Below are 26,883 nucleotides of genomic sequence, written 5' to 3'. Positions count from 1 at the left end.
AATCGACGATAGACGACAAGAGTTCAGGCTTCAAATAAATAAAAACAGGCGTTCAGTGAATAACTTACTGTAACGCCTGCTTAATATTGTGTTAGTTATTTTCCACCCTGGCGTTCCGGACTACGGAACATATCCAAGATACCAAGTACAACAATAGCTAAACCGAACCCGAGAATACCGTAGCCCCAAGCACCAGGGGTCAAATAATACCCAATAAGGGAAACAACAATACCCACAACGGTAACAACCCAACTAATTGCCATGGATTAAACACCTCACCTTTAAGAAGAATTCACTTGCTGGTACCTCTACCTGCAAATTTATCCTTTCCTTAAGGATGTGTCCTTATTCTGTGGTATCATTCGCGCTTGTATCATCAGCGCTTGTATCTTCACCCATATCCAGATTCAATTGTATTTTTGACGTATTCTTACCGTCTTCAACTACCACTCCAGCAACCGTGATCGTAGTATAAGGAGAAGCACCTGACTTAATATACAACCCTTCAGGTCCCAGCTCATAGGTCTTAACATCCCCATCGGCCGTAGTATCAAAGAACAGCTTCTCACCATTCTTATCTCCTTTACGGATATCCATCCAACTCCGACCTGTCGCGGTAATGACTACTTGTACTGGTTGACCATTCGAATTCTGAACTTTGAACTTAGTTGTACTTCCTTCCGTTCCATCGGGAACAACAACTATGTCTAATGGCGTTTCTGGCGGAGTATCACCTTCGCCTTCGGTTCCCTCAGTTCCATTTCCCGAGTTCCCCGGAGTATCTGTACCTTCCCCATTACCAGCATTGCCCGTTCCATTCTGACCTCCATTTTGCACGTTTCCATTGGAAGGGGTGTTCGTGTTACCAGCTGTTGTTGGGTCTTGCTGTTCTTGAGTAATCTTCGTCGGGTCTGTTTGCTGGTCTTTCCCCGCATCTTTTGAATTACTGCCATACGAAAAGTACAAATAAATCACAACAAGGATCAAGACAGCAAAAGACCACATCAATGTAGTCGACAACCACTTAGAGTTGCGTTCCGACGCCACCCTGCTACGCCGTTTCTGAATCACAGGTTCCATCGTTTGCTGCTCAGACGCCGTAGCCGGAACGTGCTGGCTATGTTCGGCAAGCAATTCATCAGGATCAATCCCTACAGCTTCAGCATAAGTTTTGATAAAAGCCCGTACATAAAAGCTCCCTGGTAATACTTTGTAATCTCCTGCCTCGATGGCTTCCAAATATCTCTTGCGAATTTTTGTTACTTCCTGAACATCGTCGAGCGACAAGCCTTTGGCAAGGCGTGCTTCTTTCAATTGCTGGCCCAAATCCGACACAACCATCACCTCCAGTAAATAATTTATATGGGTACTACCCTATATTTTGGTCAAAGAAACTCTAAAACTGCTATAAATCTTCATCACCATACATTGTTGTGAACGAATCATATACGATTTGTTCATCGGGATTGTTACGTAATTCGATAATTATGTCAAAATCGTCATATCCGTATTCTGTTTCCTTGATAAATACATCAGGATGCTCGATTACTTTAGTTGAGGGCATAGCCATCATCTCTTGAAGCAATTGATGGTGTTTTTCATTGGTGCGTAATGTACTAATGATACCGTCTATAATAAAAACATTATTAGGGCTGAGCTCATCCTCAGATAATTGACTACGGACTGTTTGCCGAAGCAGAGTCGATGATACGAACGTCCAACGTTTCATGGCGCAGACGCTTCCTGCAATAATGGATTCCGTTTTGCCAACTCGAGGCATACCTCGTAATCCAATTACTTGATGACCCTCTCTCTTTAATACTTCACCCAAAAAGTCGACTAATAACCCAAGTTCGTCTCTCGTGAACCGAAATGTCTTATCATCATCAGAATCGCGAACTATATAACGTCCATGCCGCACAGCTAAAAGATCGACCAATCGTGGACTACGCAAAGCGGTTACGGTAATGCTATCCACCTTTCCCAACATATTGCCGATCAGAGCGATCTTCTCATCATCGTCGCTTTCAATCAGCATACCACGAGTCTCACCTTCAACACCGTTAATTGTTAAGATATTAATCTCAAGCATACCAAGCATCGAAGCAATATCACCGAGCAAACCTGGACGGTTTTTATGTATCTTATATTCCAAGTACCACTGTTTCTGTTTCAACATGAACACCTTCTTTAGTTCCTACTGCCTCTTTCGACAATTTAGGACTTATTTCCTGCTTAATTTTTAAAATAGCCTACATCTTTACTCCCAAAATGCAGTATTAAAAAAGCAATTCGTATTTTATGATATATAAAAAGAAATTGAAAGGCAAGCCACAGAAAAAAATGGGAGAAAAGCCCCCCTAAATAGGGGAGCTTTTCGGCGCCAAGCTATGCGTTTTTCTTCGCCAACTTCACCATTAAACGAGCAATGGTTTTACGCTCTTCTTCATCGCCTACATCCCAAATTTCCTTCAGGGCACGGTTTGAAGAATTTTGCGGGTCGACTTTCTCATCAAGGAAACCACCAATCTCATAGGCAAGATTAGCGATAACCTCTTCGCTGAGACCTGCTTTCTCCGCACTCTTGACACGTTCACCTAAGAAGTTTTTCCAGGTATCGAAATTTTTGAGTACTGTTGACATCTTTAAATCCTCCTTTGCTTGGCTCATGAGATTTAAAATCAACAGTTGTAATATGTGATTTTTTCGATAACCTTATACTTAGAAAGAGCCATCTGCTCCTGACCAATTATTTCTTGGACTCTTAAGTCAGGTCATCCAGCCTCCGTTTGGACTAATGATCTGTCCCGTGATATAGCCCGATTCCGGCAAAGCCAGAAAATAAACTAGCGAAGATATCTCTTCGGGCGCAGCAAGCCGTCCCACTGGAATTTCTTCTTCAAGGAGTCTAAGTTCCTCATCGGTAAACCGACTCATCATATCTGTCTTCACTGCACCAGGAGCCACTGCATTAACTGTAACCCCGGAAGGAGCCAATTCTTTAGCCAACGCTTTCGTAAAAGCATTTACGCCACCTTTAGCAGCCGAATAAACGGCTTCACACGAGCCACCAGATATTCCCCAAACTGAGGACACATTAATAATCCGGCCAAACCGTTGTTGAATCATATACGGCATAAAGGCTTGACTACATAGGAAAACACTCTTCAAATTAACATCCATCACTTCATCCCAGTGCTCTTCATCCACATCAGAGAGCAGTCCATAATGTGAAATCCCTGCATTATTCACCACGATATCAGGTCGCATACCGTGGGTGTCCAGTCTCTCTTTCATCCGCATAATTTGCTCTTTACTTCTTAGGTCTGCGGTTACTGTATACACTTTAGCCCCTAAATCCATGCACTTACGTGCCACTTCATTAGCGGCTTCATGTGAGTTCAAATAATGAATAACAATGTTCATGCCAACCGCGGCAAATCTTAGTGCCACCTGAGCTCCTATTCCCCGACTCGCTCCCGTAATCAGAACGGTCATTTCACCAATTTCCTTCTCAACCCCATGATGTATTGTCATTTTAAGGACTCACCACAAGTGAAACTGCTAACTGCTCCCAATCAATATGATCTCGTAGCCGAGCATTCACTTCTTCCAGCGTTAAAGATTCATAAATCGCAAGTATGGAGAACAGATCTCCCCCGCGAAAGCGGTATTTCGTGAATTCGTGAGCGATATTCTCCGGTGAGTTGAGCATTCTTAAGTACCCGCCAATTTTCTTCTTCCGAGTCCGTTCGAAGTCCTCCTCCTTGAAGCCAGAAGCAGTCATAGCCTTCACTTCTTCGGTGATGATCTTCAATAGGGCATCAGGATCCTTGGTATCTCCCCCAATAGCTGAGAATCCATAATTCGGATCACTGTTGTATTCATGCCCGAAACTGTCGGAAATCAAATCCATGTCATATAATTTCTGATACAGCTTAGTGCTAGAACCAAACAACAAATCCAGCGCCAGTTTTGTAGTTAAATCGCGCCGGATCAATGCTTCACCTGTCAGCCCAATCTGCTTATCCTTGAAACCGAATAGACATTTAGGTAACGAGACTGGAAGTTTGATTTCGCGCAATTTCTCATGAACCTTTGTAGGTTCTTGCTGGAACAATCGCTTGATAGCACCTTGTGGCGTATATTTCTTACTCGACTGATTTTTACGAACCAGTTCAAATACTTCCTCGGCATCTACCCCCCCCACTACAAAGAGCAGCATATTGCTGGGATGATAGAACGAGTTATAACATGTATATAAAGTTTCTTTGGTAATGGTCGCAATAGATTCCACCGTTCCGGCAATATCGATATGAACAGGATGGAGCTCATACATCGCTTCGATTAACCCAAAATAAGCTCTCCAATCCGGATTATCTCGATACATTCCGATTTCCTGACCAATAATCCCCTTTTCTTTCTCCACATTCTGATCCGTAAAATACGGATTCTGCACAAAATCAATCAGGGTCTCTAGATTTGCCGGAATATTCTCCGTAGCGGAGAACAGATACACGGTTTGGTCGAAGCTCGTGAAAGCATTCGCAGAGGCACCTTGTGAGGCAAACTTAGCAAACACATCACCTTCCGGCTCCTCAAACATCTTATGTTCTAGAAAATGAGCAATGCCATCAGGTACGGAAACTTCTTCCTCGCCCTCCACCTGAAAATGATTGTCAGTCGAGCCGTATTTCGTAGAAAAAGTGGCATATGTCTTCTGAAACCCTGGTTTCGGAAGCACATAAACCTGAAGGCCATTCTCCATTGTCTCATGATATAGAGATTCCTGTAATGCATCATATTTGATGACTTCCACCAGCTACACCTCTCTCTTCCCAGTCAAAAAGTAAATGGTATCCAAATGGAATTCTCCAGCCACAGCAACAACATCTTCTGGAGTAACCCGCTCCACTTGATTTAACAATTCTTCCGCTGGACGGTCCTTGTTAGATAGGACACGATTGAAATCGTAAGCAATCATTTCGAACGCAGAATCCCCAATCTCCAGCAAACTATTGCGGATCATCGCTTTTGTTTGGGACATTTCAAGCTCACTAATTTCGCCGCTGCGCATACTCTCAAGTTGCGCTTTGATAATATCTAGCGCTTTAGTATAGTTCTCCATCTCTATTCCAGATTGAATCGTCATGATGCCTTTATGCCCGTCAAACCGCGAAGAAGCATAATAGGCGAGACTTTCCTTCTCTCGAACGTTAATGAACAGCTTAGAGTGAGGGTAACTTCCAAGAATACCGTTATACAACAAGGCAGCGGCATATCGATCGTCACCATAAGTAATCGGTGTGCGCAGGCCAAGGTTGAGCTTACCCTGGTTGACATCAAGGACCTCTTCCACCGTTTGAACTTCTCTAGCTGTGACATCATTAACTACCCGGGCATAGTCTGGCGTAGTAGAACGATTCAGATTGAACTTTGTTTCCACCAGTTCCTGCACTTCGGCTAGTGTTGTATCACCAACAACGTATAGATCTAAACTTGCCTGCTGTAACCATTGTTGATATGCCGCATACAGTAGCTCCGATGAAATTCCTTCAAGCTCTTTACGCTGCCCTAGCGGATGAAGCCTATAAGGATCATTCTTGAACATTTCCTCAATACAGCGCTCAGCTGCATAACGTATCTTATCATTTATGATCGATTCTAATTTTTGGCGCACGGTTTCCTTCTCTGTTGCCACATATGAGTGGCGGAATGCACCATTTTCAGTTACAGGTTTAGTTACGACTTCACCTAAAAAGGAAATTGTCTTTTCGAGCATGGATTCCTCGCTCTTAACAAACGAGTCATTAATGGTGTCCATTCTAAACTGAACGATTTGATAATCTCCCCGTTTATACACGTCGAATCCAAAACCTGCGCCATATAAATGCTCAAGTTGCTCTTTAAACTCAATTGTCTCTGGATGAGACTCTGTTCCACGTCGAAGCACAAACGGTGTTAGGGCGGTAGTTGTAACCGTATCCTCATGTAGCGGGATTCCCGCAAACAGTGAGATAGCGAAGGTTTTGAATCTGTTAGTTGGCAGGACGTGAATCCGAATATGACCTGCACTGCCACGCTCAAATCGTGTTTTATTCAAACTCAAAACTCCTTTACGAGAGACTGATATTACACTCTATTGTTAAAATTGTAGTTCCATTCTATACCATCCCAAAGTAAAGAAGCAACCTGATGAAACCAGCGGCTGCTTCCTGTCAAACGGTATTTATAGACAGATTGTCAGCCCAAGTGCGACAGGGCGGCATAATCTGTCACATACAAAAGATATGTTTCCCGATGGTCTTCAACTGTGGACGAGTCCAAATCCATTTGGATGTAGCTGTTTCGGGATTAAAATAGTACAAACATCCCTCTGACGGATCCCAACCGTTCAAAGCTTGTTGAACAGCCTTTCTTGCACTTTCATTTGGCTCAAGATATATTTGCCCATCTGCTACTGCCGTAAATGCACCCGGCTGAAAAATAACGCCAGAAGCGGTATTCGGAAAGCTTGGTGATTTAACGCGGTTGAGAATAACTGCGGCAACTGCAACCTGACCTTCAAATGGTTCTCCGCGTGCTTCCCCGTATACAGCATTGGCCATTATTTTCAAATCATTCTCGGAAAGTCCATGTCGATTGGATTGAGCCAATTGAGACTCTTTCTTTGTTTCTGTTTTAGCTGGAGTTTTGGTGGGTTGTTTAGCTGTTGTTCCCGTGTTAGTTTGCCCCCACTTCCAATCCTTTGTAGCATTATAAAGCTTAAGCTTAGTCTTCGGTCCAGCTAAGCCGTCAACCTTCATTCCAAACTCGGATTGGAACCATTTGAGTGAATCACGAGTTTTCGAACCGAAAATACTGTCTAACTTACCGTAATAAAAACCGAGATAAGACAGTCGGCCCTGAAGTTCATATACATCATCACCAAACGCTCCATAAGTGATGACTTGAGAACTGAATACCGGAATAGCTGGTGGTGAGGGTTCGGCCGCTTTTTCTTCTATTGCCGACGTTACTTCGGTAGTTTGCCGGAGCCCCATAACCCCGTATACAAGTCCGAATAGAAGCAGCACTAAACCGCCAGCAAACCAAATTTTCGCTTTTTTCATACGTTTAGCTCTACCTTTCTTTTGTGGATTAACATGAATGGTTGACTTTAGTATGACAAGCGTTGCCTCTTCCTATGCACTACGCAAAGACAAAAAAAAGAGGTTGTCCTAAAGCCATACCCACGGCTTTTAGACAACCTCGTACAACTATTATAACCCATATCCATACTTCAGGAAGAGATCCTACCCATCTTGTATTGTTCAATGGAGATCAGAACTTCTCTTGGCTTACTACCCTCGTAAGGGCCTACGATACCTCTGGCCTCCATCGAATCGATCAGCCTGCCAGCACGAGTATAACCTACACGCATGCGACGCTGTAACAGTGAGACAGAGGCTTGCTTAGCCTCCAATATGATCTGAACCGCCTGATCGTACAGCTCGTCCATCACTTCTTCTTCTCCCTGAACCTCATCCTCCACTTCAGGAACAAGACTTTCATCATACTCGGCTTGTCCTTGACCCCGGACATAACCTACGATAGCCTCCACTTCCTGATCGCTCATAAACGCTCCTTGAACACGAACTGGCTTGGATGCGCCCATAGGCATGAACAACATATCACCACGACCCAGCAATTTCTCAGCACCAGCCATATCAAGAATAGTGCGTGAATCAACTTGAGATGATACACCAAACGCAATACGTGAAGGAATGTTTGCTTTGATCACGCCGGTAATAACATCAACAGAAGGACGCTGCGTCGCAATAATCAAATGAATACCCGCGGCCCGGGCCATTTGAGCAAGACGGGCAATTGCATCCTCCACATCTTTAGCAGCGACCATCATTAAGTCTGCCAACTCGTCCACAATAACGACAATATACGGAAGTACAGCATCAGGGTTATCCTTCATCATCAAGTTATACCCTTCAACATTCCGTGCTCCTGATTTAGAGAATAACTCGTAACGTTTCTCCATCTCAACAACGATCTTCTTTAAAGCCAACGAGGCTCGTCTTGGATCTGTGACCACAGGAGCTAGCAAATGGGGAATCCCATTGTACATATTCAACTCAACCATTTTCGGATCGACCATCAGAAATTTCACTTCGTTAGGTTTTGCTTTATACAAAATGCTCGTGATAATACCATTAATACACACTGATTTCCCTGAGCCAGTAGCTCCAGCAACTAGCAGATGGGGCATCTTCGTTAGATTACCTACGATTGTCGCTCCTGATATGTCGCGTCCAAATGCAATAGACAGCTTGGATTCCGCCTCCAAGAATGTAGATGTCTCCATAACTTCACGCATAGTTACAAGTGACACCTCACTATTGGGTACTTCAATACCAATAGCTGATTTACCTGGAATTGGCGCCTCCATGCGAATATCTTTAGCAGCCAAAGCCAGAGCAATATCGTCAGTTAAATTCACGATCCGACTAACCTTAACTCCGATATCAGGTTGGATTTCATAACGCGTTACCGCGGGGCCTCGAACTACTTCGAGTACACGAGCTCTTACACCAAAGCTCTCTAGTGTAGCTTCCAACTTACGTGCTGTCTGCATGTAGTCAGCTTGATCTCCCGATTTAGAGGCACCTGCAGGCTTAGAGAGTAATCGAAAAGAAGGAAGTTGGTACGGCTTTGGAGCCGGTTTAGGTGGAAGTACCACTGCTTCTACGACATCTTCCGTTGGCACTGGAGATGAGGTTTCCCCATCTTCTTGCACAATATCGATGGCTTCTGTATCCGGACTCAGACTAGCACTCTCTTCGGTTTGAACATTCCAGACCTGTTGCCCATCTGCTTGTTCATCAAGTTCAAATTCATCCTTGCTGAACCCATTTTCTTTTTGAATATTATCAAAGAAGTCACGGATGATCGGTCCCGTATCTCCTCCCGTACTATTAAGATTAGCATGAGGATCGTTCTGCAAATTCCCGGACATACCCGTTCCAGCATATTGCAGATCATTCCAATTAATAGTACTGGGTGGACCCTGCTCAATAATGTCACTTACTTGCGGTTCTGTCTCGTGCAGAACAGCGGGTTCCGTTTGTACAGGATTAGAACGTCCCTTAAATCCAAGCAACTGGAAAAACAATGGCTTTTTCGCCACTCTTGGAACAGGCTCATTATCCTCTTCTTCGATGTCATCATCGGTCACTATTGGGACGGGCTTCATTACGCGTTGATTCTTCTTAGCTGGTACGGGCACAGGACGAAGCATTCTTATTTTCTTACCAACCTGTTCAGCGAATACGCCAACTCTAGTGCGTAATAGGGTAAATAACTCTACGTATGATAGCCCTGTGATCAGCATAAAACTAATGGCCAACATAACGATCATGATTAACTTAGCACCAGCTATACCGAACAGGGAATAGAGCAAAGCAAACTCTAATCCACCTATGTATCCACCGCTGATATTCATATTAAGGAGATCAAATCCTGCGTCTCCCATTCCAGGTCCAAAGAGCGATCCCTGCAAATCCCGATGAATTTGCGACAAAATATTACCCGCCGACATCGGAACTGCGGGTACAAGCTTCTGTTGCATGGAAAGAATAGTGCTCATGAGTACAAGTGAAAGTACAGCAAGAAGCGCTCCACTCCGTCTTGTTCCCCAGCGAGATGGCCACTTTCTACTTATCATAACTGCAAGACCAACATAGATTCCAATCAGAGGAATAGCAAAGTAAAATTTACCGAGAACTAATGCAGACATTTTGGACAAAGTTCTTCCAACCGCTGCTTCCCCGGACAAGGCGATTATTGATAGTGTAATTAGGATGATTCCATAAATTTCATATTTAAGCATACTTCCAAGCTTAGCTCTTTTCTTTTTACGTTTACGCGCTGCCAAAAAGGAACACCCCCCAGATGAATATTATACCATATTTTCTGGGGAGCTTCCTATACTAGGATAGATTGATCTACAAGCTAATTCTTATCTAAGTAACATCGGAATGTAAGCAATCTGCCCGCCTGGGGCATAAGCCGGATTTAGATAATCATTAAGGCTACTACAGCGCAGCAAACGAACGATTGTCGCACGGTTCCCCCCATCCATTCTAACCTGCATCAGAACCCCTCCTAGTTCGACCTCACTGTACATATAGTTCAATTCCTCATTCTCGTTCTCTCCGTACATCTCCTCAGGTATAATCGTATAATAACTCATTGAATGATCCCCCCAGCATTTGCTCGCCGTGCCTCGATCAGCGAGTTCAGTTTTTTTAGACCTTCACCGATTCCTCCAATTCCGTCAATCAATCCATACTTCACCGCTTCAGTTCCTCCTACTGCAGTGCCGACATCACGGTTTAGCCCACCCATTTTGAACATAAATTCTTTAAACATTTCTTCTGAAATATTCGAATGCATCGTTACAAACCGAACTACTCTCTCCTGCATCTTCTCAATATATTCAAAGGTTTGCGGCACACCGATCACCAGCCCCGTCATACGTATCGGATGAATCGTCATGGTCGCACTTTCCGCAATAAGAGAATAATCTGACGCTACTGCGATCGGTACCCCTATACTATGGCCTCCACCGATCACGACAGTAACCGTTGGTTTGGTCAGAGATGCTATCATTTCAGCAATCGCGAGTCCCGCCTCCACATCCCCTCCAACCGTATTTAGAATGATCATCAGACCCTCAATATTCTGATTCTGCTCCGCCGCAACAAGTTGTGGCAGCAAGTGCTCATATTTCGTCGTTTTGTTCTGCGGAGGCAGTACGATATGCCCTTCAATTTGACCAATAATCGTTAAGCAGTGAATGTTTGATTCACCAGGTGTCGGCACGGCAGTCTGACCTAACTGTTCAATCATATCTGTCACTGGAGGAACTGCTTTCTTATCACTTTCAGGAGTATTAGCCGGTATCTCCCCCTCATTATTCTCACTCATATGCAACTTAGAATATCTGTTCACCATATTTGCTTCCTCCCGGCCATCCTGGCCCATTTTGATTGTTATAACCATCGCAAATAATAGTATGCCGACAACCTTCCGTCCTCTATGCAACGTTAATCATAAAAAAGACACAAAAATAACCCCCATATCATGAGGGCTTTCTCTTTAACATATATTCCATTACGTTAAGATTAGCTCCGTAACATAATTTCGTATAAAAAAAGCCTTCTCTCCCACAAGGAACCGTCCAATGTTACCGGTAGGAGAAAAGGCGACTGTGTGCCTAACTTATAATTATATTCTGCTTGCGTGTGTTACTTATACTTCCATAATAATTGGAAGAATCATCGGTCTACGACGAGTTTGTTCGTAAAGGAAACGACCAAGTGCATCTTTCACGTTTGTTTTCAGGGAAGCCCATTCATTCACATTCTCACTCATTAGCTTCTCTAAAGTGCTGGATACTATGCGATTTGCTTCTTCCAGAAGCCCTTCGGATTCTCTTACATAAACGAACCCTCTAGAGATAATATCCGGACCGGAGACGATTGTACCATCCTGCTTGCTAAGCGTGACAACGACAACTAAGATACCATCTTGTGACAACAATTTGCGGTCACGAAGTACGATATTCCCTACATCGCCAACACCCAACCCATCGATCAATACGTTACCAGCAGGTACTTTGCCAGCTTTGCGTGCAGTACCATTGTCAATTTCAACAATCTCACCGATATCCATCAAGAAGATGTTCTCCGGATCGATCCCTACAGATTGACCTAGTTGCGCATGTTTACGCAGCATACGGTATTCACCGTGAATTGGAATGAAGAATTTAGGTCTCATTAGATTTAGCATTAATTTTAATTCTTCCTGGCTACCATGACCTGATACATGGACACCCGTATTAGAACCACTATAAATAACCTCTGCTCCGAGGCGGAACAGTTCATCAATAGTACGTCCTACATATTTTTCATTACCTGGTACAGGTGTTGCTGCAATAATTACCGTATCACCAGGTAAAATATCTACTTTACGATGCGTCGAACGCGCCATACGAGTTAATGCCGACATAGGCTCACCTTGGCTACCTGTGCACAGTATAACAACTCTGTCAGCGGCCATTTTGTTCACTTCTTCTGGCTCAATCAAAATACCTTCTGGTACGTTAAGATATCCTAGTTCTGAAGCGATTGAAACCACATTAACCATACTACGACCGATAATTGTTATCTTTCGACCCGTTGCAAAAGCGGCATCAATTACTTGTTGAACACGGTGAACGTTAGAAGCAAATGTGGCTACAACCACCCGTTGTTGTGCTTTACGGAAAATATCATTAAGCACGATACCTACATTTTTCTCTGAAGGTGTAAATCCAGGTTTCTCAGCGTTGGTACTATCCGAAAGAAGTGCAAGTACTCCCTTTGCGCCGATTTCACCCATACGATGCAAATCAGCATATTGATCATTAACAGGTGTGTGATCAAACTTAAAGTCACCTGTATGCACAACATTACCTTCAGGAGTTTCAATGCAAACACCGACAGAATCAGGAATACTGTGATTTGTTTTGAAGAAAGTAGCCTTCATCGTTGTTCCCAGTTCAATTTCTGAATCAGCGTTGATTAGCACCCGTTTTGTTTCGCCGAGCAAATTGGCTTCTTTCAGCTTGCTTTCCACAAGACCTAAAGTCAATTTCGTTCCGTAAACGGGAACATTCAAATTCTTCAGTACATAAGGCAATCCACCAATATGGTCTTCATGACCATGCGTAAGCACGATGCCTCTTACCTTATCGCGGTTCTCCGTCAAGTATGTGATATCAGGAATAACAATATCAATACCAAGCATGTCCTCTTCCGGAAATTTCAAGCCGGAGTCGATGACAACAATATCATTGCCATATTGAACGACATACATGTTCTTCCCAATTTCAGCGACGCCGCCCAATGCAAAGATCATCAATTTTTCATTATTATTTTTTTTGGACAAAAGAATCCAACCCTCCTAATTAATTTGGACGTCGTATAGTTTATTATTATTAAATTTTAATTAAAATTCACCGCACCCAGTCACTTGAAACCATTATACATGATTAATTTGACAAAAAACAAGTCAAACGCTTTCTTGCCGTTTAACTTTAACTTGTTCCATAACGAAAAAACCGATGCCTATAAGGAGGCAACGGTTTTTGGAAGGATGACTTAAATTTGGAATTCCTGCTTATCTCAGCAAGTTACGAATGAAGCTCGCTTCCTCTTCAGTCGGAGGTAAAAGTGGTTGACGAACAGAGCCAACTGAATACCCAAGTTCGTTAAGCGCAAACTTTACAGCAACGGGATTTGGTACTGGATTTGGACATTCGAACAAGCCTTTGAACGTAGGTAACATTTCTTGATGAAGTCTGGCCGCTTCAAGCACACGTCCTTCTATAAATGAAGTAAGCATTTGCTTCATTTTATCACCGATAATATGACTTGCAACGCTAATCACACCGTACGCACCAACCGATAGAGCAGGTAATGCCGCCGAATCATCTCCCGAATACACCTTGAAGCCTTCTGGTGCTTCTGCAGCAATTGTAGCTACCTGTTCCAGTGAAGCACATTCCTTAGTAGCCACGATGTTAGGAATCTGTGCCAATCGAAGAGTTGTAGCTGCGCTCATGCTGATTATGCTACGACTTGGTACATTATAAAGAATAACAGGTAGCGAGGTGGATTGCGCTATTGCTTCAAAATGCCGGTATAAACCTTCTTGATTAGGCTTGTTGTAATAAGGAACAACCAGTAGTACACCATCCACACCCTGCCGCTCTGCTTCCTGGGTTAAGTGGATTGAATGTGCGGTAGCGTTACTTCCTGTACCAGCAATGATTTTGCAACGACCTGCACTGTATTCTACCGCGAATTTAAACAATTCCAACTTTTCTTCATCTCTTAAAGTAGGCGACTCGCCTGTTGTACCACAGACAACTAAGGCATCAGATCTTTGCTCTTCAATCAGATAATCCATTAACCGTTTGGTTTGTTCCCAATCGATGAGTCCCTGATCATCAAAGGGAGTCACCATGGCAGTAATTAATCTTCCGAAATCCATTGCTTCTCCTCCTTCAGCTTCTGCGGACACCCATCTTACCTTGGTAAAACTTCCGCGTTATTTACTTTCTTTAACTAGCAACGCCCAAGTTCAAACTTTGCATGAAGCGCCCGCAGCGCTTGAACCATATCTTCCTTATTAACTAACACCCAAATTGTTGTGTTAGAATCCGCCGACTGTAAGATCTGAACATTTTGCTCTGAAAGGGCTTCGACAATCTTTGCCATAATCCCAGGAACACCGTTAATTCCGCCTCCGATGACGGATACCTTGGCACATCCTGTTAAGATACGTGGCCCGAGTCCTAGCTGTTCTAGAATAGCTTCAGCCTTAGCCGAATCGGAATCAAATACAGTATAAACGGCTCCCGAAGGGGTAACATTAATAAAATCTACACTGATGTCATTCTCAGCCATAGCTTTAAATACCTTCAGTTGAAGATTGTGTCCAGTTTTACTCTGAGACTCAACCGTAATCTGTGTTACGTTAGCAACGTAAGCAATTCCTGTCACATAACGGTCTACAACTCCAGTCTGAACGTCTTTAAAACCTTCAGGATTCGCTACAAGTGTCCCCTCACTTTCCGAGAACGTAGAACGCACCCGTACCGGAATACCCGATTGCATCGCAATTTCGACAGCGCGGGGATGAATCACCTTAGCCCCCTGATGGGCCATATTGCAAATTTCAGCATAACTTACGTATTCCAAAGGCTGTGCATCTTCAACAATCCTTGGATCAGCCGTTAGTATCCCATTGACATCTGTATATATATCTACCATTTCGGCATGGAGAGCTGCACCCAGCGCAGTAGCAGAAGTATCGCTACCTCCCCGACCGAGAGTCGTGAGGTCACCATCCAAACTTTGACCTTGGAATCCAGTAACAATAACAACATCCTTATGTTCTAGTTCTTCCAAGACTCTGGTAGGTACTATATCTAAAATACGTGCGTTTCCAAATTGTTGATCCGTCCGAAAACCTGCTTGAGCCCCTGTCAAAACAACCGAGGAGATAAGTTCACTCTGCAGCAAGCTGCAGAGTGTAGTTGCCGATATAATTTCACCACAGCTAAGTAATAAATCCTGTTCTCTAGCTGGCAGCGATCCACCACCAGCGGAGATTAAATCGAGTAAAGTATCTGTAGCGTAAGGTTCTCCCTTACGCCCCATCGCCGAAACTACAACCACCAGCCGATAACCGTTCTTAAGTTCTCTTTTGATGTGTGAAATGACATGTCCTCTAGCTTCTTTAGAAGCTAAAGACGTTCCACCGAACTTTTGCACCAAAATGCGCATGGGTATCCTCCCGTTTCATATGCGGAGTAAAGCGTAACTTCATTCCGTTTCCTTAATAAGCCTATAATGTTGAAGTTAGCGTAACTTACGCCTTCGCCGCAATGATCTCCGCGATCTGTACGGCGTTCCATGCAGCGCCTTTGAGCAGATTATCCGAAACGATCCACAAATTAAGTCCACGTGCATTTCCAAGATCACGACGTACCCGCCCTACAAATACATCAATTTTACCTGCTGCATCCGTTGCAAGCGGATAAGCTTGAGCTGCCGGATCGTCTACAAGTGTAATACCAGGTGACTCCGCAAGAAGTTGTTTCACTTCTTCGAGTTCGTAGTCGTTCTTCAGTTCAACGTACACCGATTCAGAGTGACCATATATTACTGGTATGCGTACACAAGTAGCAGTCACAGCAATATCTTCATCTCCAAAAATTTTCTTGGTCTCACGTACCATCTTCATCTCTTCAAGTGTATATCCATTATCCTGGAATTTATCAATTTGCGGAATTGCGTTAAATGCGATTTGGTGCTTCACTGGTAACGACCCAACCGGTAAAATATCCGGGTTAGCATCTCTACCTTCCAACACCTCTTTGCTCTGACGCAACATTTCATTAATTGCTTTAGCACCTGCACCGGATACGGCTTGGTACGTTGACACAATAATACGTGAAATACCGTATGAATCATAAAGCGGCTTCAATGCCGCGACCATTTGAATAGTAGAACAATTCGGATTAGCAATGATACCTTGGTGCTTGTCGATTTGATCGGCATTCACTTCAGGTACAACAAGCGGAGCCGTTGGATCCATCCGGAATGCATTCGTGTTATCAATACATACCGCACCATGACGCACAGCATGTGGAGCAAGCTCCTTACTTACATCTCCACCAGCGCTGAATAGTGCAATATCAATACCCTCAAAGCTGTCCGGGCCAGCCTCCTCAACGGTAATTTCCTGTCCCTTAAAGTTAAGAACGGTACCCGCTGAACGTGCCGAAGATAATAGCTTCAGCTTATCTACCGGAAAGTCCCTTTTCTCTAATAATCCGATAATTTGTTCTCCTACGGCTCCCGTCGCTCCGACTACAGCGACATTAAATTTCGTCTTGCTCATCTGGCACGTCTCCCCTTCTCTTACATCACAATTTATAATAGTTAATGAGTTAATACACTAGTAAAGGTTGTTCAGTTCCGAAATTTTTCAATAATAAGTGGTTGAATCTGCCGTCCCTCTAGTGCTGCATAGCACGACTCTGGAACAAGTTCCATCCGGGCGACAAGCGAGTTTGGTTTGCCTTCTGGGCTATCTTGACCGAACGGTACAAAATAAATATGCTTAGCAACAATTAACTTTGCGATATTCGCCAGATTAAACCCTAATCCATCATTTGTCGAAACCGCGAGTACCACGGGCCGACTGTTGCGAAGCTGCGCTTTGACCGCCATCAATACTGGACTGTCAGTCATAGCGTTAGCCAGTTTACTTGTTGTATTCCCCGTACAAGGGGCAACTACCAAAACATCCAAAAGTTTGCTAGGACCTAATGGTTCAGCATCCACAATTGTAGAAATAATATCATTCCCTGTTATATCTTTCAACTGTTTCTGCCAATTATCCGACTTGCCGAATCGAGTATCTGTCGTCATTACCGTCTGCGAAGCAATCGGAACAACTTTCGCACCCATGTCAACAAATCGTTGAATTTGTGGCATTACTTCTGCAAATGTACAATGCGACCCGGTAATGGCATAGCCAACTGTTTTCCCTTGCCAATTCACTCTTCATCCCCCCGTATATGAAACTCTTCCATAATTGACTGACATAACGAGTTCGCTATGATAATTCCAGCCGTTTTGGGAGCTACGATTCCAGGTAAACCAGGAGCAAGAAGAGCCTTGATTCCGCGTTTTTCAGCAAAACGGAAATCCGTTCCACCAGGAGCAGAGGCAAGGTCGATAATGACTGCCTGCCGGGGCAATTTCGAGATGATTTGCGCTGTGACTATCATAGTCGGAATTGTATTAAAAATCAAGTCAATCTCCCCGGCATAAAGAGCCAAATCCGTTGTCGCAAAAGGCTTCCAGCCCATTTGTACTGCTCTTGCAACATGGTCTTCTCGTCGCACTCCTACCTTTACTGTCGCTCCTAATCCTTTCAATGTTTCCGCCAACGTGAAACCTGTACGTCCTATTCCAAGCACAATACATGACGAACCATGGATCGTAATATCCGTATTCTGTATCGCCATCATGACGGCGCCTTCCGCTGTAGGAATCGAATTGTATATCGCTACGTCATCACGTTCTAGTAGCTCAATCAAGCGAAAACCGTATTCCATACTCATTTTTTTCAGGAAGCTCTTGGAAATTCCCGTATACACCAAGACGCCCTCCCGTATTGCCGCGAACATCTCATTTCTAATCACTACTTCCCCCGTTGAGAACGGTGCAGAAATGACACCATGATCATCGCAACCCATTACTGGTAGAACGACTACATCGGCTCCCGCTAGGAGACCTGGTGTTAGGGTTTCATGAGATACTCCGATCAAAGGGGACTCCAATCGGTCAAATCCGACAACTCGTACTGTCGCATCCATTTCAACACATTTGTTAATAACTTCAATCTGTCGTGCATCTCCACCAACGAAGAGAATGGTAAGTCCTGTAAGCATTCAGGATGGCACTCCTTCCAAAGCAACACAGTATAGAGTATCGTATGCCATTGCCTATCAAGTGGTGAAACTGATCATCTAACAAAAAAAGCTTACAATACCTCAGCCATTTGGCTGTAGTATTGTAAGCTTTTGTAAATTTGTAGATAATAACTTGTTAAGATTAATTTTTGCCTGTATGGCCAAAGCCACCAGCACCGCGCTCAGTGTCAGAAAGCTCATCCACAGGAATCAGATTCACTTCAGGCACAATCTGGAATACCATTTGCGCAATTCGCTCATTACGCTTGATGGTAAATGGCTCTTCTCCAAGATTGATCAAGAGCACCTTGATCTCTCCCCGATAATCGGCGTCAATTGTCCCCGGTGTATTCAAACAAGTGATACCATGTTTGAACGCCAATCCACTGCGTGGACGGATCTGCGCTTCCAAACCCGCTGGCATCGCTATAGCCAATCCAGTCGGCACAAGCCCACGTTGACCTGGAAGAAACACAATATCTTCAGTCACAGCAGCATATAAATCAAACCCAGAGGCTAGCTCCGACATTTTGCGAGGGAGCTCAATATCTTCATTTCCAGCAAGACGGTTAATTTGTACATTAAATGACAAGTTCATCTCTCCTTATTCCCGACAGTACTCGATCTGATGAGCCAACCATGGCAAGTGAGAACGGCTGCTTAAACATTTCTCTCAGCACAAAATTAACATCATCCATCGTAACAGCCTCAATCCGGGATATCATTTCATCGAGCGTATAATGTCTACCGATCATCAACTCGTTTTTGCCGAGTCGGTTCATTCTACTGCCCGTACTTTCCAAACTTAGAATCAAACTTCCCTTAAGCTGTTCTTTCCCTTTACGAAGCTCACTATCACTAATGCCCTTGATCGACACATCGTGCAGGATTTCTTTTGTCAGATCTAGTACTTCCTTACTTTGTTTAGGTGCAGTACCTGCATATACCGTAAACAGTCCACTGTCTGCATGAGAGCTGTGATAGGAGTAGACTGAATAAGCTAGCCCTCTCTTCTCCCGAATCTCTTGGAACAGCCGGGAACTCATCCCGCCACCAAGTGCATTATTCAGTAGAACCATTGCATATTGCCTTGGATCTCCGCTCTTTAGACCCGGAAATGACATACAAATGTGGTTTTGTTCGGTCTTTTTCTGATGAAACTTAAAATCTCCAAGAAAAATAGGGGGCTCTGGTTGTTCTTGAATACCATGAATAGCAAAATCACCGAAATGTTTCTCCAGCAATTCGATAACACTATCATCAATATTACCAGCGACACTAATTACCGTATTCTCAATCGTATACTTCTGACGCATGTATTCACGAAGATGTGACGGCCCCATATTGCGCAGATTTTCTTCCGTTCCCAAGATCGGTAAAGCCAGTGGATGATTGCCATAAGCAGCTCGTGACATCAAATCATGCACCATGTCATCCGGCGTATCTTCATACATCGAGATTTCCTCTAGGATGACATTCTTTTCTTTACGCAGCTCATCTTCGTCAAAACGTGAACGGAAAAACATATCTGCTAATATATCTACGGCAATCGGCAAATGCTCGTCGAGTACTTTCGCGTAGTAACACGTATATTCCTTGGACGTAAATGCGTTGACATTTCCTCCGATTGCATCGAATTCTTCAGCAATCTCCTTAGCATCAAAACGGTCCGTACCTTTAAACAACATATGTTCGATAAAATGCGAAATCCCACCCATCTCGGGACTTTCATTACGTGATCCTGTTTTAACCCATATGCCAAACGACACCGAGCGGAAGGTTGGAATGGTTTCCATAACCACTCGGAGGCCGTTTTTTAATTGTAATTTCTTCACGAAAGGCCCTCCTATAAGTTTTGCGTAGCAAAACTCTCATCGTAAGCATAAGCTTTAGTTTTGCGAAGCAAAACTGACTTCGTAAGCATAAGCTCAAGTCTTAATCCTATCAAAAAAAGAGCAAATGCTCAACTCACGGGTGTACCCACTCGACTTGGAGATAACGTTTCATCCACAGTCCCTAGCTTCAACCCTTTATCTTGTATGCTTTTAATGATATCCTTTAGTGCCTCACTCGATGATGCCGTTGGGTGCATTAGAATGAGGGATCCCGGCTCTACCTTCTTTGATATTTTAGCCACAATGCTGTAGGGTGTCGGATTTCTCCAATCCACCGTATCCAAAGTCCACAGCACAGTCTTAAGACCCTGATCTGCCGCTTGGCGAACTGTCTTATCATTAAAATCCCCAGAAGGAGGCGCAAACCACCGATTATCAACACCTAATTTTTCCTTCAATAAATCTTTTGTTTTCGATATTTCCAGTCTAGCACGACTATCTTCAAGCTGACTCATATTGGGATGCGAATAGGCATGATTCTCAATCTGATGACCTCTTTTCTGGATCTCAAGTGCTAGTTCAACATTCTTCTTTAACCAACTACCATCCAGAAAAAAGGTTGCTTTCACCTTTGCTTCATCCAATGTATCCAACATCGGCACCACGTATTGATTACCCCAAGCAACATTAATCATCAGAGCAGCCATGGGCTTAGCTGGATTGCCTCGGTAGATAGGCTGAGGCTCCAGATCATCAAGACTTACCCGTGGTTTGATCTCCCGGTAAACGTACTGTATCTCCGCACCTTCAGGACCCGCTTTAGTCTTCTGATATGTGCTTTCAATATCAACTTCTAACCCATTGTAACCCGGGATGGCCTTCCATACACGATCGATAACGGCATCTACCGGTTCGATTTTTCGCTTAGCGGCTTCTTCTTGTATTTTGCTCTTTAGCGTATCCATAGTCTCACTATCATTAAATAATTCAAACGCATAACTTCCACTTTGGCCTCTCTCCACACCTTCTACAAAAGCTCTTACCCCGGTAAACTGCCCCATAACAAAGACTAACATCATGCAAAAAAGTATAATAGCGAACTTTTTCCGATTCATGGCAGGCTCATCCCTTCAACCTGGTTTTGTCCTCATCATATGTGGACACGTCCATGATTATGCGGAATTAGGGAGTAATCTCTAGGGCAGAGCTATTTTTAAATGTAAAAAAAGAGCCAGAATGTTTACATTCCGTCTCTTTTCAGCAGAGTAGGGCCTGATAATAAATCTTTATGCATTACTCCGACTGGCTGGTTAATACGACTTTGCGGGAAAGATTAACTCGTCCCTGTGGATCGATTTCAGTAACTTTGACAGTAATTGTATCGCCAATTGATACGACATCTTCCACTTTGGCTACGCGTTCTGTCGAAAGCTGTGAAATATGAACCAGTCCATCTTTGCCTGGTAAAATCTCTACAAATGCGCCAAATTTTTCGATTCGTTTCACCGTACCGATATAAATTTCGCCGATTACGACTTCTTTGACGATTCCTTCGATGATGGAGCGAGCTTTGTTATTCATTTCCTCGTTTGTAGAAGCGATGAATACGCGGCCGTCCTGCTCGATGTCAATCTTCACGCCAGTTTCCTCGATGATTTTGTTGATGATTTTACCACCGGGACCGATAACGTCACGGATCTTGTCCGGATTAATATTAATAATAATAATCTTAGGAGCATATTTAGACAAATGTTCGTTTGGCTTGCTGATACGTTCCATCATTTTAGAGAGGATATGCAAACGTCCCTCTTTAGCTTGAGTTAATGCATCAGACAAGATTTGACGATCAATACCATTAATCTTGATGTCCATTTGGATAGCTGTTACACCTTCAGCTGTACCTGCTACCTTGAAGTCCATATCTCCCAAGTGATCTTCCATACCTTGAATATCAGTCAGGATCGATACATGATCTCCATCCTTGATGAGACCCATCGCCACACCAGCTACTGGAGCTTTGATTGGCACACCTGCATCCATCATTGCTAAGGTACTAGCGCAAATACTCGCTTGGGAAGTAGAACCATTGGATTCAATAACTTCGGATACGAGACGAATAGTATATGGGAATTCTGTTTCAGATGGAATCACTTTCGAAAGTGCTCTTTCACCAAGTGCTCCATGTCCAATCTCACGACGTCCTGGTGGACGAAGCGGACGAGCTTCCCCTACGCTGAATGGAGGGAAGTTGTAATGATGCATGAAACGTTTGGACTCTTCCAAATGAATACCGTCCAAGATTTGTACATCACCCAATGCTCCAAGTGTACAAATGCTAAGTGCCTGAGTTTGTCCACGTGTAAACAGACCTGAACCATGAGTTCGCGGCAATAAGTTAACGTCACAGTCAATCGGACGAATCTCGTCCAATTTACGACCATCCGGACGGATTTTGTCATGTGTAATTAAGCGACGAACCTCTTCTTTAACGATGTCGTGCAGCACTTCTTTCACGTCTTTCAAAAGCTCCGGAGATTCTATGTACTTCTCCGCGAAGTAGGTTACTGTCTCATCGTTAATAGCGTCAATTGCTTCTTGGCGAGCATGCTTCTCAGCCACTTTCACAGCTGCCACCAAACGTTCAGCAGCAAAGTCACGCACTGCGGAATTAACTTCGGCATTAACGGTATGAAGTTTTACTTCCATCTTCTCTTTACCGGCAATTTTGACGAGTTCCTCAATGACTGCAACGATATTCTTGATCTCTTCATGACCGAACATAATCGCTTCAAGCATGACTTCTTCCGGTACTTCGTTCGCTTCAGCCTCAACCATCATAATGGCATCTTTAGTACCCGCAACAGAGACATAAATGTCACTAATTTCTTGTTGAGCGATATCTGGATTAATGATGAATTCTCCATTAATTCGTCCAACCACTACGTTACCAATTGGACCATTAAATGGAACATCAGAGATACTTAGCGCTGCAGAAGTACCAATCATAGCTGCAATTTCAGGCTGACAATCCTGATCCACACTCATGACAAGATTTACAATTTGTACATCATTTCTAAATCCCTCTGGAAACAATGGACGAATTGGACGGTCTGTTAATCTACTAGCAAGAATAGCTTTCTCGCTGGGACGACCTTCACGTTTGATGAAGCCACCAGGTATTTTACCTACCGCATATAACTTTTCTTCATAGTTAACGGTAAGTGGAAAGAAATCTAGATCTTTAGGTCCAGGGGACGCTGTTACTGTACATAATACAGCTGTATCACCATATCGTACCATTACCGCTGCATTTGCTTGCTTAGCCAAACGACCGGTTTCCAGTATAAGAGTTCTTCCTCCTAACTGCATTTTCACATGTTTCTCCATGAAATCCCTCCTTCTTACAAATAAAAGTTCGTTACGGTGTTCATTATTTCCTTCTTTTGCACAATTCATAAGAAGGGCACCTTGCGGTGCCCCTCGAAGATGTAATCAAATCTTACTTTAATAACGTATTCATTTCCACGACTTTAAAAAGCAACCCAGTGACACCCCGTCGCTTAAATAGCGTAACCGGCGGCCACCAGGCTGCTTTGGCTAATCATGAGAAAATTAACGACGCAATCCAAGCTTCTCAATCAAAGCGGAGTAACGTCTCACGTCTTTGTTCTTCAAGTAAGCCAACAATCTACGACGTTGACCAACCATTTTCAAAAGACCGCGACGGGAATGATGGTCCTTCTTGTGCGTACGCAAGTGGTCCGTCAAGTTCACGATGTTCTCCGTTAGGATAGCAACTTGCACCTCTGGAGATCCTGTATCGGATTCATGAGTTTTGTGCTCTGCAATCAATTGGTGTTTACGTTCTTGAGTCAATGCCATCCGGTTCACCTCCTTTATATAAATCGCCATTAGCCTCGTTATCGGGCGGTGAGGACCGACTAACCAAGCTAAGGTTATAGTTGCCTGATCCAAGATAATAAAATCCCATATCACAACAACGTCTATCAGTATACCATATTGGACTAATGAAAGTAAATGCTGCTGTTTTACTTGATCCCTGTTTCAGCTTTAATCTTTAGGACAGCAACAGTTTTCTTGCACTCTCAGCATCTCTAGTAATTTGAGCAATTAATTTCTCAATCGATTCAAATTTGTGCTCTTCGCGAATGAACTCCACTAGCTCCACTTCCAACATCTTACCATATAGGTCGTCATTGAAATCGAGTAAGTGAATTTCCAACGATGGTGCTACCACGTCACTGTGAAACGTTGGCTTGACTCCAACATTCATAACACCGGAGACGCATTTCCCCTCAACGTTGACACTTACAGCATATACTCCTTTAGCAGGGAGGACGAAGTGCTCATTAGGTTTCATATTGGCTGTAGGAAATCCGAGTAATCGACCTCGTTTCTCCCCATGCATGACGGATCCAGTAATCTTGTAGCGACGACCTAACCAACGGTCTGCCAAGGCAACATCGCCTTCCTGAAGCGCCTTGCGGATTCCAGAGCTGCTAACCTTTTCTCCATCGATAAGAAATGCAGGTACTGTGTTAACTTCCATCGCGTTCCCACTCCATTCACGAAGCGTTGACGCATGGCCTTCACCACGGTAACCATAACGGAAATCAAATCCAACCACTGCAGTATGAACCTGTAGCGGTAGGAGCATGCCACATACAAAATCATGTGGACTCACCTGTGAGAAAGCATCATTAAAATCAACGATATATAAATAATCAACTCCCATTTCACGTAGAAGCTGCTCTTTCTCATGGGGTGGGGTAAGGTATCCGTCGTAATCTCCCTTCTTCATGACCTCTTTGGGATGTGGATGAAAGGTCATAACTGCCGAAGGAAGGCCTATATTTGCCGCTAAGTCGACAGCAGATTTAATAACACTGTTGTGACCTAGATGCAAACCGTCGAATTGACCAATGGCCATCACTTGCGCCCTGGTATTTCTAGCAATAATATCTTCTGATAGAGGATAAGATAAAGTTATCGTTTCCACAATGGTTCACCTGCAATTTCACTGTGATGGGCATTACTTTAATCGTTCTGAGAGAAAACTTTGATCGGCTTCACAATCCGTCCGTCTTCTTCCATACGAAAAATACCTAAAAACTGTTCATCTGGACTGTACAGCCTAATAATTTCACCGGGAGTAGCTCTAGGAAGTATTACATCCGGGGATAGTTTCTGCCCTTGAAGAGCGGATTGTACCTTTTCCGTTATTACGGTATGTGCAGGTAAGTGTTCCACCGCCTTATCCACAGAAAGTAAATAAGATTGAAGTGTTCCTTCCTCTGCGTACTTTGCTATTTCTTCTAGCGTGAGGCATTCTGCCTCAGGTATTCCTGCAGACATCGTGCGCTTGAGCTGAGACATCGTAGCGGGCACACCAAGTGCTCGGCCAATATCTACACATAATGTACGGATATACGTTCCTTTGGAGCAGAGCGCCCGGAAAGAAATGGTTGGATGATCTCCTTCTGGATCGAAGGCGAGCATTTCTAATTCATGGATGGTAACTTCCCGTGGTTTACGCTCTACAGTCTTTCCTTCACGAGCTAGTTCATAGAGTCGTTTACCGTCCTGCTTCAAAGCAGAGTACATCGGAGGAATCTGAGAAATTGTTCCTACAAATTGAGAAAGAACCAACCGTACTTCTTCTTCAGTTACAGAAACTTGATCCAAACGTTCCACCACAGTACCTGTTGCATCTTCCGTATCCGTAGCGATACCTAATATTAATGTAGCCTCGTACTCTTTGGGCAGTTCTTGCAAATATTCAACCATTCGAGTCGCACGACCCAAACATAACGGAAGTACACCCGTTACCGCAGGATCAAGCGTACCAGTGTGGCCGATTCGTTTCATTTTAAGAATTCTGCGTGTTTTAGCTACTACATCATGGGAAGTGAATCCGGTTGGTTTATTCACCGGTAAAATACCTTCATATGTTTTCATAATTGCAAATTCACCTGTTCCACTACGCGAGAAATGATATCTTCAAGCGTACCTTCAATACGAGCACCAGCAGCACGGACATGTCCGCCTCCACCAAAATTTTGGGCAATTTCAGCGACATCGACTTTACCATTCGATCGCAAACTTACTTTCACTGCATTTTCATGGATGACTTTGAATAATAGACCAACCTCAACACCCTGAATATTACGTGGGTAATTGACGATCCCCTCTAAATCTTCATGGATAGCTCCCGTTAATCTCATATCCTCGTCATCAATGGTTACCCAACTGATCTTGCCATCCTCGCTAATAACTAACTGATTCAAGGCTCTCGTCAATAAACGAAGTTGTGGCAGGGTCATTTGTTCTAACAATAGTTCTGATAGGCCCGGTCCATCGACACCATACTCTAGTAACTTTGATGCAATCTCCATGACCTTAGGTGTTGTACTGGCATATCGAAATCCTCCAGTATCCGTCAATAATCCCGTATAAATTGCCGTAGCGATTTCTTTATTCATTTGAAGCTCAAGCACTCGAATAAGATCAAACAATATTTCTACGGTCGCAGCTGCATGAGGCACAATTAAGTTAGTAGTCCCATATCCATCATTTGTAGGGTGATGATCAATATTCAAAATTTGTGCATCCTCAGCGAAATACTCCCGAGTTTTCCCTACACGTGAGAAATCAGCACAGTCTACAGCTATTACATGCTTATACTTATGGTCTAAGGGTGTAACAGAAAGGTCAATGATCTGTTCACTTTCCCACAAATAGGCCATTCTCCGTGGAATAGGGCCTTCGTTTACCATAACATAATTTTTGCCCAGACATGAGAGAAGCCAGCCTACCGCAAGGGTAGAACTGACTGCATCTCCGTCCGGCTGTATATGCGACACTACGAGGAAATCATCATGTTCCGTCAGAAATTCAGTACACTGCCGGAACTCCCGTTCATTGGTCTGCATT

Annotated in this window: 25 protein-coding genes; all 25 read right to left on the bottom strand. The window is 43.7% G+C overall.

The features are described 5' to 3' along the window. Nucleotides 1–95: 95 nt before the first annotated feature. On the bottom strand, nt 96–263 hold the full coding sequence (locus tag NST85_RS12290; protein WP_341189423.1) for a hypothetical protein: 168 nt from the start codon (nt 261–263) through the stop codon (nt 96–98). An 82-nt stretch (nt 264–345) separates the two neighbouring features. Then, a complete protein-coding gene (locus NST85_RS12285; protein WP_341189422.1) occupies nt 346–1,335 on the bottom strand; it encodes a RodZ family helix-turn-helix domain-containing protein in 990 nt (329 codons plus the stop codon). 70 nt (nt 1,336–1,405) lie between these two features. Continuing rightward, entirely contained in the window at nt 1,406–2,176 is a 771-nt protein-coding gene (locus NST85_RS12280; RefSeq protein ID WP_127191935.1) for a DUF3388 domain-containing protein, read from the bottom strand. Nucleotides 2,177–2,388: 212 nt separating this feature from the next. Continuing rightward, a complete protein-coding gene (locus NST85_RS12275) occupies nt 2,389–2,643 on the bottom strand; it encodes a DUF3243 domain-containing protein (protein ID WP_127191936.1) in 255 nt (84 codons plus the stop codon). 126 nt (nt 2,644–2,769) lie between these two features. Next, complete coding sequence (gene ymfI, locus NST85_RS12270) at nt 2,770–3,537, bottom strand: elongation factor P 5-aminopentanone reductase (protein WP_341189421.1); 768 nt, start codon at nt 3,535–3,537, stop codon at nt 2,770–2,772. A 1-nt stretch (nt 3,538) separates the two neighbouring features. Continuing rightward, nucleotides 3,539–4,819, bottom strand: coding sequence for an EF-P 5-aminopentanol modification-associated protein YfmH (gene yfmH / locus NST85_RS12265; RefSeq protein WP_341189420.1), 1,281 nt, complete (start codon nt 4,817–4,819; stop codon nt 3,539–3,541). Between the two features lie 3 nt (nt 4,820–4,822). Next, nucleotides 4,823–6,103, bottom strand: coding sequence for an EF-P 5-aminopentanol modification-associated protein YfmF (yfmF, locus tag NST85_RS12260; RefSeq protein ID WP_341189419.1), 1,281 nt, complete (start codon nt 6,101–6,103; stop codon nt 4,823–4,825). Between the two features lie 172 nt (nt 6,104–6,275). Continuing rightward, nucleotides 6,276–7,112 (bottom strand): spore cortex-lytic enzyme, encoded by an 837-nt coding sequence (gene sleB / locus NST85_RS12255; protein WP_307399738.1) that lies wholly within the window; start codon nt 7,110–7,112, stop codon nt 6,276–6,278. Nucleotides 7,113–7,282: 170 nt separating this feature from the next. Further along, nucleotides 7,283–9,883: a DNA translocase FtsK gene (locus NST85_RS12250; protein ID WP_445671180.1), complete on the bottom strand. Its 2,601-nt coding sequence runs from the start codon at nt 9,881–9,883 to the stop codon at nt 7,283–7,285. A gap of 129 nt (nt 9,884–10,012) precedes the next feature. Further along, nucleotides 10,013–10,246: a YlzJ-like family protein gene (locus NST85_RS12245; protein WP_307399744.1), complete on the bottom strand. Its 234-nt coding sequence runs from the start codon at nt 10,244–10,246 to the stop codon at nt 10,013–10,015. Beyond that, a complete protein-coding gene (locus NST85_RS12240) occupies nt 10,243–11,010 on the bottom strand; it encodes a ClpP family protease (protein WP_370877720.1) in 768 nt (255 codons plus the stop codon). The genes NST85_RS12245 and NST85_RS12240 overlap by 4 nt, the downstream gene beginning before the upstream one ends. Nucleotides 11,011–11,307: 297 nt before the next feature. Continuing rightward, complete coding sequence (locus tag NST85_RS12235; RefSeq protein ID WP_307399746.1) at nt 11,308–12,987, bottom strand: ribonuclease J; 1,680 nt, start codon at nt 12,985–12,987, stop codon at nt 11,308–11,310. A gap of 231 nt (nt 12,988–13,218) precedes the next feature. After that, the gene (gene dapA / locus NST85_RS12230) at nt 13,219–14,094 is read right to left on the bottom strand and encodes a 4-hydroxy-tetrahydrodipicolinate synthase (protein ID WP_341189417.1); all 876 of its coding nucleotides are present in this window, start codon (nt 14,092–14,094) and stop codon (nt 13,219–13,221) included. Nucleotides 14,095–14,168: 74 nt separating this feature from the next. Beyond that, nucleotides 14,169–15,392: an aspartate kinase gene (gene dapG / locus NST85_RS12225; RefSeq protein ID WP_127191732.1), complete on the bottom strand. Its 1,224-nt coding sequence runs from the start codon at nt 15,390–15,392 to the stop codon at nt 14,169–14,171. Between the two features lie 85 nt (nt 15,393–15,477). After that, nucleotides 15,478–16,512, bottom strand: coding sequence for an aspartate-semialdehyde dehydrogenase (locus tag NST85_RS12220; protein WP_341189416.1), 1,035 nt, complete (start codon nt 16,510–16,512; stop codon nt 15,478–15,480). 71 nt (nt 16,513–16,583) lie between these two features. Next, nucleotides 16,584–17,177, bottom strand: coding sequence for a dipicolinate synthase subunit B (locus NST85_RS12215; RefSeq protein WP_127191734.1), 594 nt, complete (start codon nt 17,175–17,177; stop codon nt 16,584–16,586). Then, entirely contained in the window at nt 17,174–18,073 is a 900-nt protein-coding gene (gene dpsA, locus NST85_RS12210; protein ID WP_127191735.1) for a dipicolinate synthase subunit DpsA, read from the bottom strand. Before dpsA ends, NST85_RS12215 begins: the two co-directional genes overlap by 4 nt. Nucleotides 18,074–18,236: 163 nt before the next feature. After that, complete coding sequence (gene dut / locus NST85_RS12205) at nt 18,237–18,692, bottom strand: dUTP diphosphatase (RefSeq protein WP_445671153.1); 456 nt, start codon at nt 18,690–18,692, stop codon at nt 18,237–18,239. Then, the gene (locus NST85_RS12200) at nt 18,676–19,929 is read right to left on the bottom strand and encodes a M16 family metallopeptidase (protein WP_127191737.1); all 1,254 of its coding nucleotides are present in this window, start codon (nt 19,927–19,929) and stop codon (nt 18,676–18,678) included. The genes dut and NST85_RS12200 overlap by 17 nt, the downstream gene beginning before the upstream one ends. 128 nt (nt 19,930–20,057) lie before the next feature. Beyond that, complete coding sequence (locus NST85_RS12195) at nt 20,058–21,044, bottom strand: polysaccharide deacetylase family protein (RefSeq protein ID WP_127191738.1); 987 nt, start codon at nt 21,042–21,044, stop codon at nt 20,058–20,060. Between the two features lie 178 nt (nt 21,045–21,222). After that, a complete protein-coding gene (gene pnp / locus NST85_RS12190) occupies nt 21,223–23,316 on the bottom strand; it encodes a polyribonucleotide nucleotidyltransferase (protein WP_127191739.1) in 2,094 nt (697 codons plus the stop codon). 225 nt (nt 23,317–23,541) lie between these two features. Beyond that, the gene (gene rpsO / locus NST85_RS12185) at nt 23,542–23,811 is read right to left on the bottom strand and encodes a 30S ribosomal protein S15 (RefSeq protein ID WP_127191740.1); all 270 of its coding nucleotides are present in this window, start codon (nt 23,809–23,811) and stop codon (nt 23,542–23,544) included. A 196-nt stretch (nt 23,812–24,007) separates the two neighbouring features. Beyond that, nucleotides 24,008–24,949: a bifunctional riboflavin kinase/FAD synthetase gene (locus tag NST85_RS12180; RefSeq protein ID WP_127191741.1), complete on the bottom strand. Its 942-nt coding sequence runs from the start codon at nt 24,947–24,949 to the stop codon at nt 24,008–24,010. A gap of 38 nt (nt 24,950–24,987) precedes the next feature. Then, a complete protein-coding gene (gene truB / locus NST85_RS12175; protein ID WP_127191742.1) occupies nt 24,988–25,908 on the bottom strand; it encodes a tRNA pseudouridine(55) synthase TruB in 921 nt (306 codons plus the stop codon). Then, nucleotides 25,905–26,882, bottom strand: a complete 978-nt coding sequence (locus NST85_RS12170) for a DHH family phosphoesterase (RefSeq protein ID WP_127191743.1) — start codon at nt 26,880–26,882, stop codon at nt 25,905–25,907. Before NST85_RS12170 ends, truB begins: the two co-directional genes overlap by 4 nt. Nucleotide 26,883: the final 1 nt, after the last annotated feature.

Origin of the sequence: Paenibacillus sp. FSL K6-2524, from assembly GCF_038005525.1 — a bacterium.
Taxonomy (GTDB): Bacteria; Bacillota; Bacilli; order Paenibacillales; family Paenibacillaceae; genus Fontibacillus; species Fontibacillus anaericanus.
The sequence above is the reverse complement of the archived record's forward strand: the minus strand, read 5'-3'. Positions and strand labels throughout refer to the sequence as shown.

Bases quoted from the DNA above. Each gene is read 5' to 3' on its own strand.
- NST85_RS12245 (WP_307399744.1), bottom strand. From the start codon at position 10,246: ATGAGTTATTATACGATTATACCTGAGGAGATGTACGGAGAGAACGAG.
- NST85_RS12290 (WP_341189423.1), bottom strand. From the start codon at position 263: ATGGCAATTAGTTGGGTTGTTACCGTTGTGGGTATTGTTGTTTCCCTT.
- sleB (WP_307399738.1), bottom strand. From the start codon at position 7,112: ATGAAAAAAGCGAAAATTTGGTTTGCTGGCGGTTTAGTGCTGCTTCTA.
- NST85_RS12170 (WP_127191743.1), bottom strand. From the start codon at position 26,882: ATGCAGACCAATGAACGGGAGTTCCGGCAGTGTACTGAATTTCTGACG.
- dut (WP_445671153.1), bottom strand. From the start codon at position 18,692: ATGAACTTGTCATTTAATGTACAAATTAACCGTCTTGCTGGAAATGAA.
- NST85_RS12275 (WP_127191936.1), bottom strand. From the start codon at position 2,643: ATGTCAACAGTACTCAAAAATTTCGATACCTGGAAAAACTTCTTAGGT.
- NST85_RS12250 (WP_445671180.1), bottom strand. From the start codon at position 9,883: ATGCTTAAATATGAAATTTATGGAATCATCCTAATTACACTATCAATA.
- dapA (WP_341189417.1), bottom strand. From the start codon at position 14,094: ATGGATTTCGGAAGATTAATTACTGCCATGGTGACTCCCTTTGATGAT.
- NST85_RS12195 (WP_127191738.1), bottom strand. From the start codon at position 21,044: ATGAATCGGAAAAAGTTCGCTATTATACTTTTTTGCATGATGTTAGTC.
- dapG (WP_127191732.1), bottom strand. From the start codon at position 15,392: ATGCGCATTTTGGTGCAAAAGTTCGGTGGAACGTCTTTAGCTTCTAAA.
- NST85_RS12220 (WP_341189416.1), bottom strand. From the start codon at position 16,512: ATGAGCAAGACGAAATTTAATGTCGCTGTAGTCGGAGCGACGGGAGCC.
- NST85_RS12240 (WP_370877720.1), bottom strand. From the start codon at position 11,010: ATGGTGAACAGATATTCTAAGTTGCATATGAGTGAGAATAATGAGGGG.
- ymfI (WP_341189421.1), bottom strand. From the start codon at position 3,537: ATGACAATACATCATGGGGTTGAGAAGGAAATTGGTGAAATGACCGTT.
- pnp (WP_127191739.1), bottom strand. From the start codon at position 23,316: ATGGAGAAACATGTGAAAATGCAGTTAGGAGGAAGAACTCTTATACTG.
- truB (WP_127191742.1), bottom strand. From the start codon at position 25,908: ATGAAAACATATGAAGGTATTTTACCGGTGAATAAACCAACCGGATTC.
- rpsO (WP_127191740.1), bottom strand. From the start codon at position 23,811: ATGGCATTGACTCAAGAACGTAAACACCAATTGATTGCAGAGCACAAA.
- dpsA (WP_127191735.1), bottom strand. From the start codon at position 18,073: ATGCTTACAGGACTTACCATTCTCTTCGTTGGTGGAGATGCACGACAG.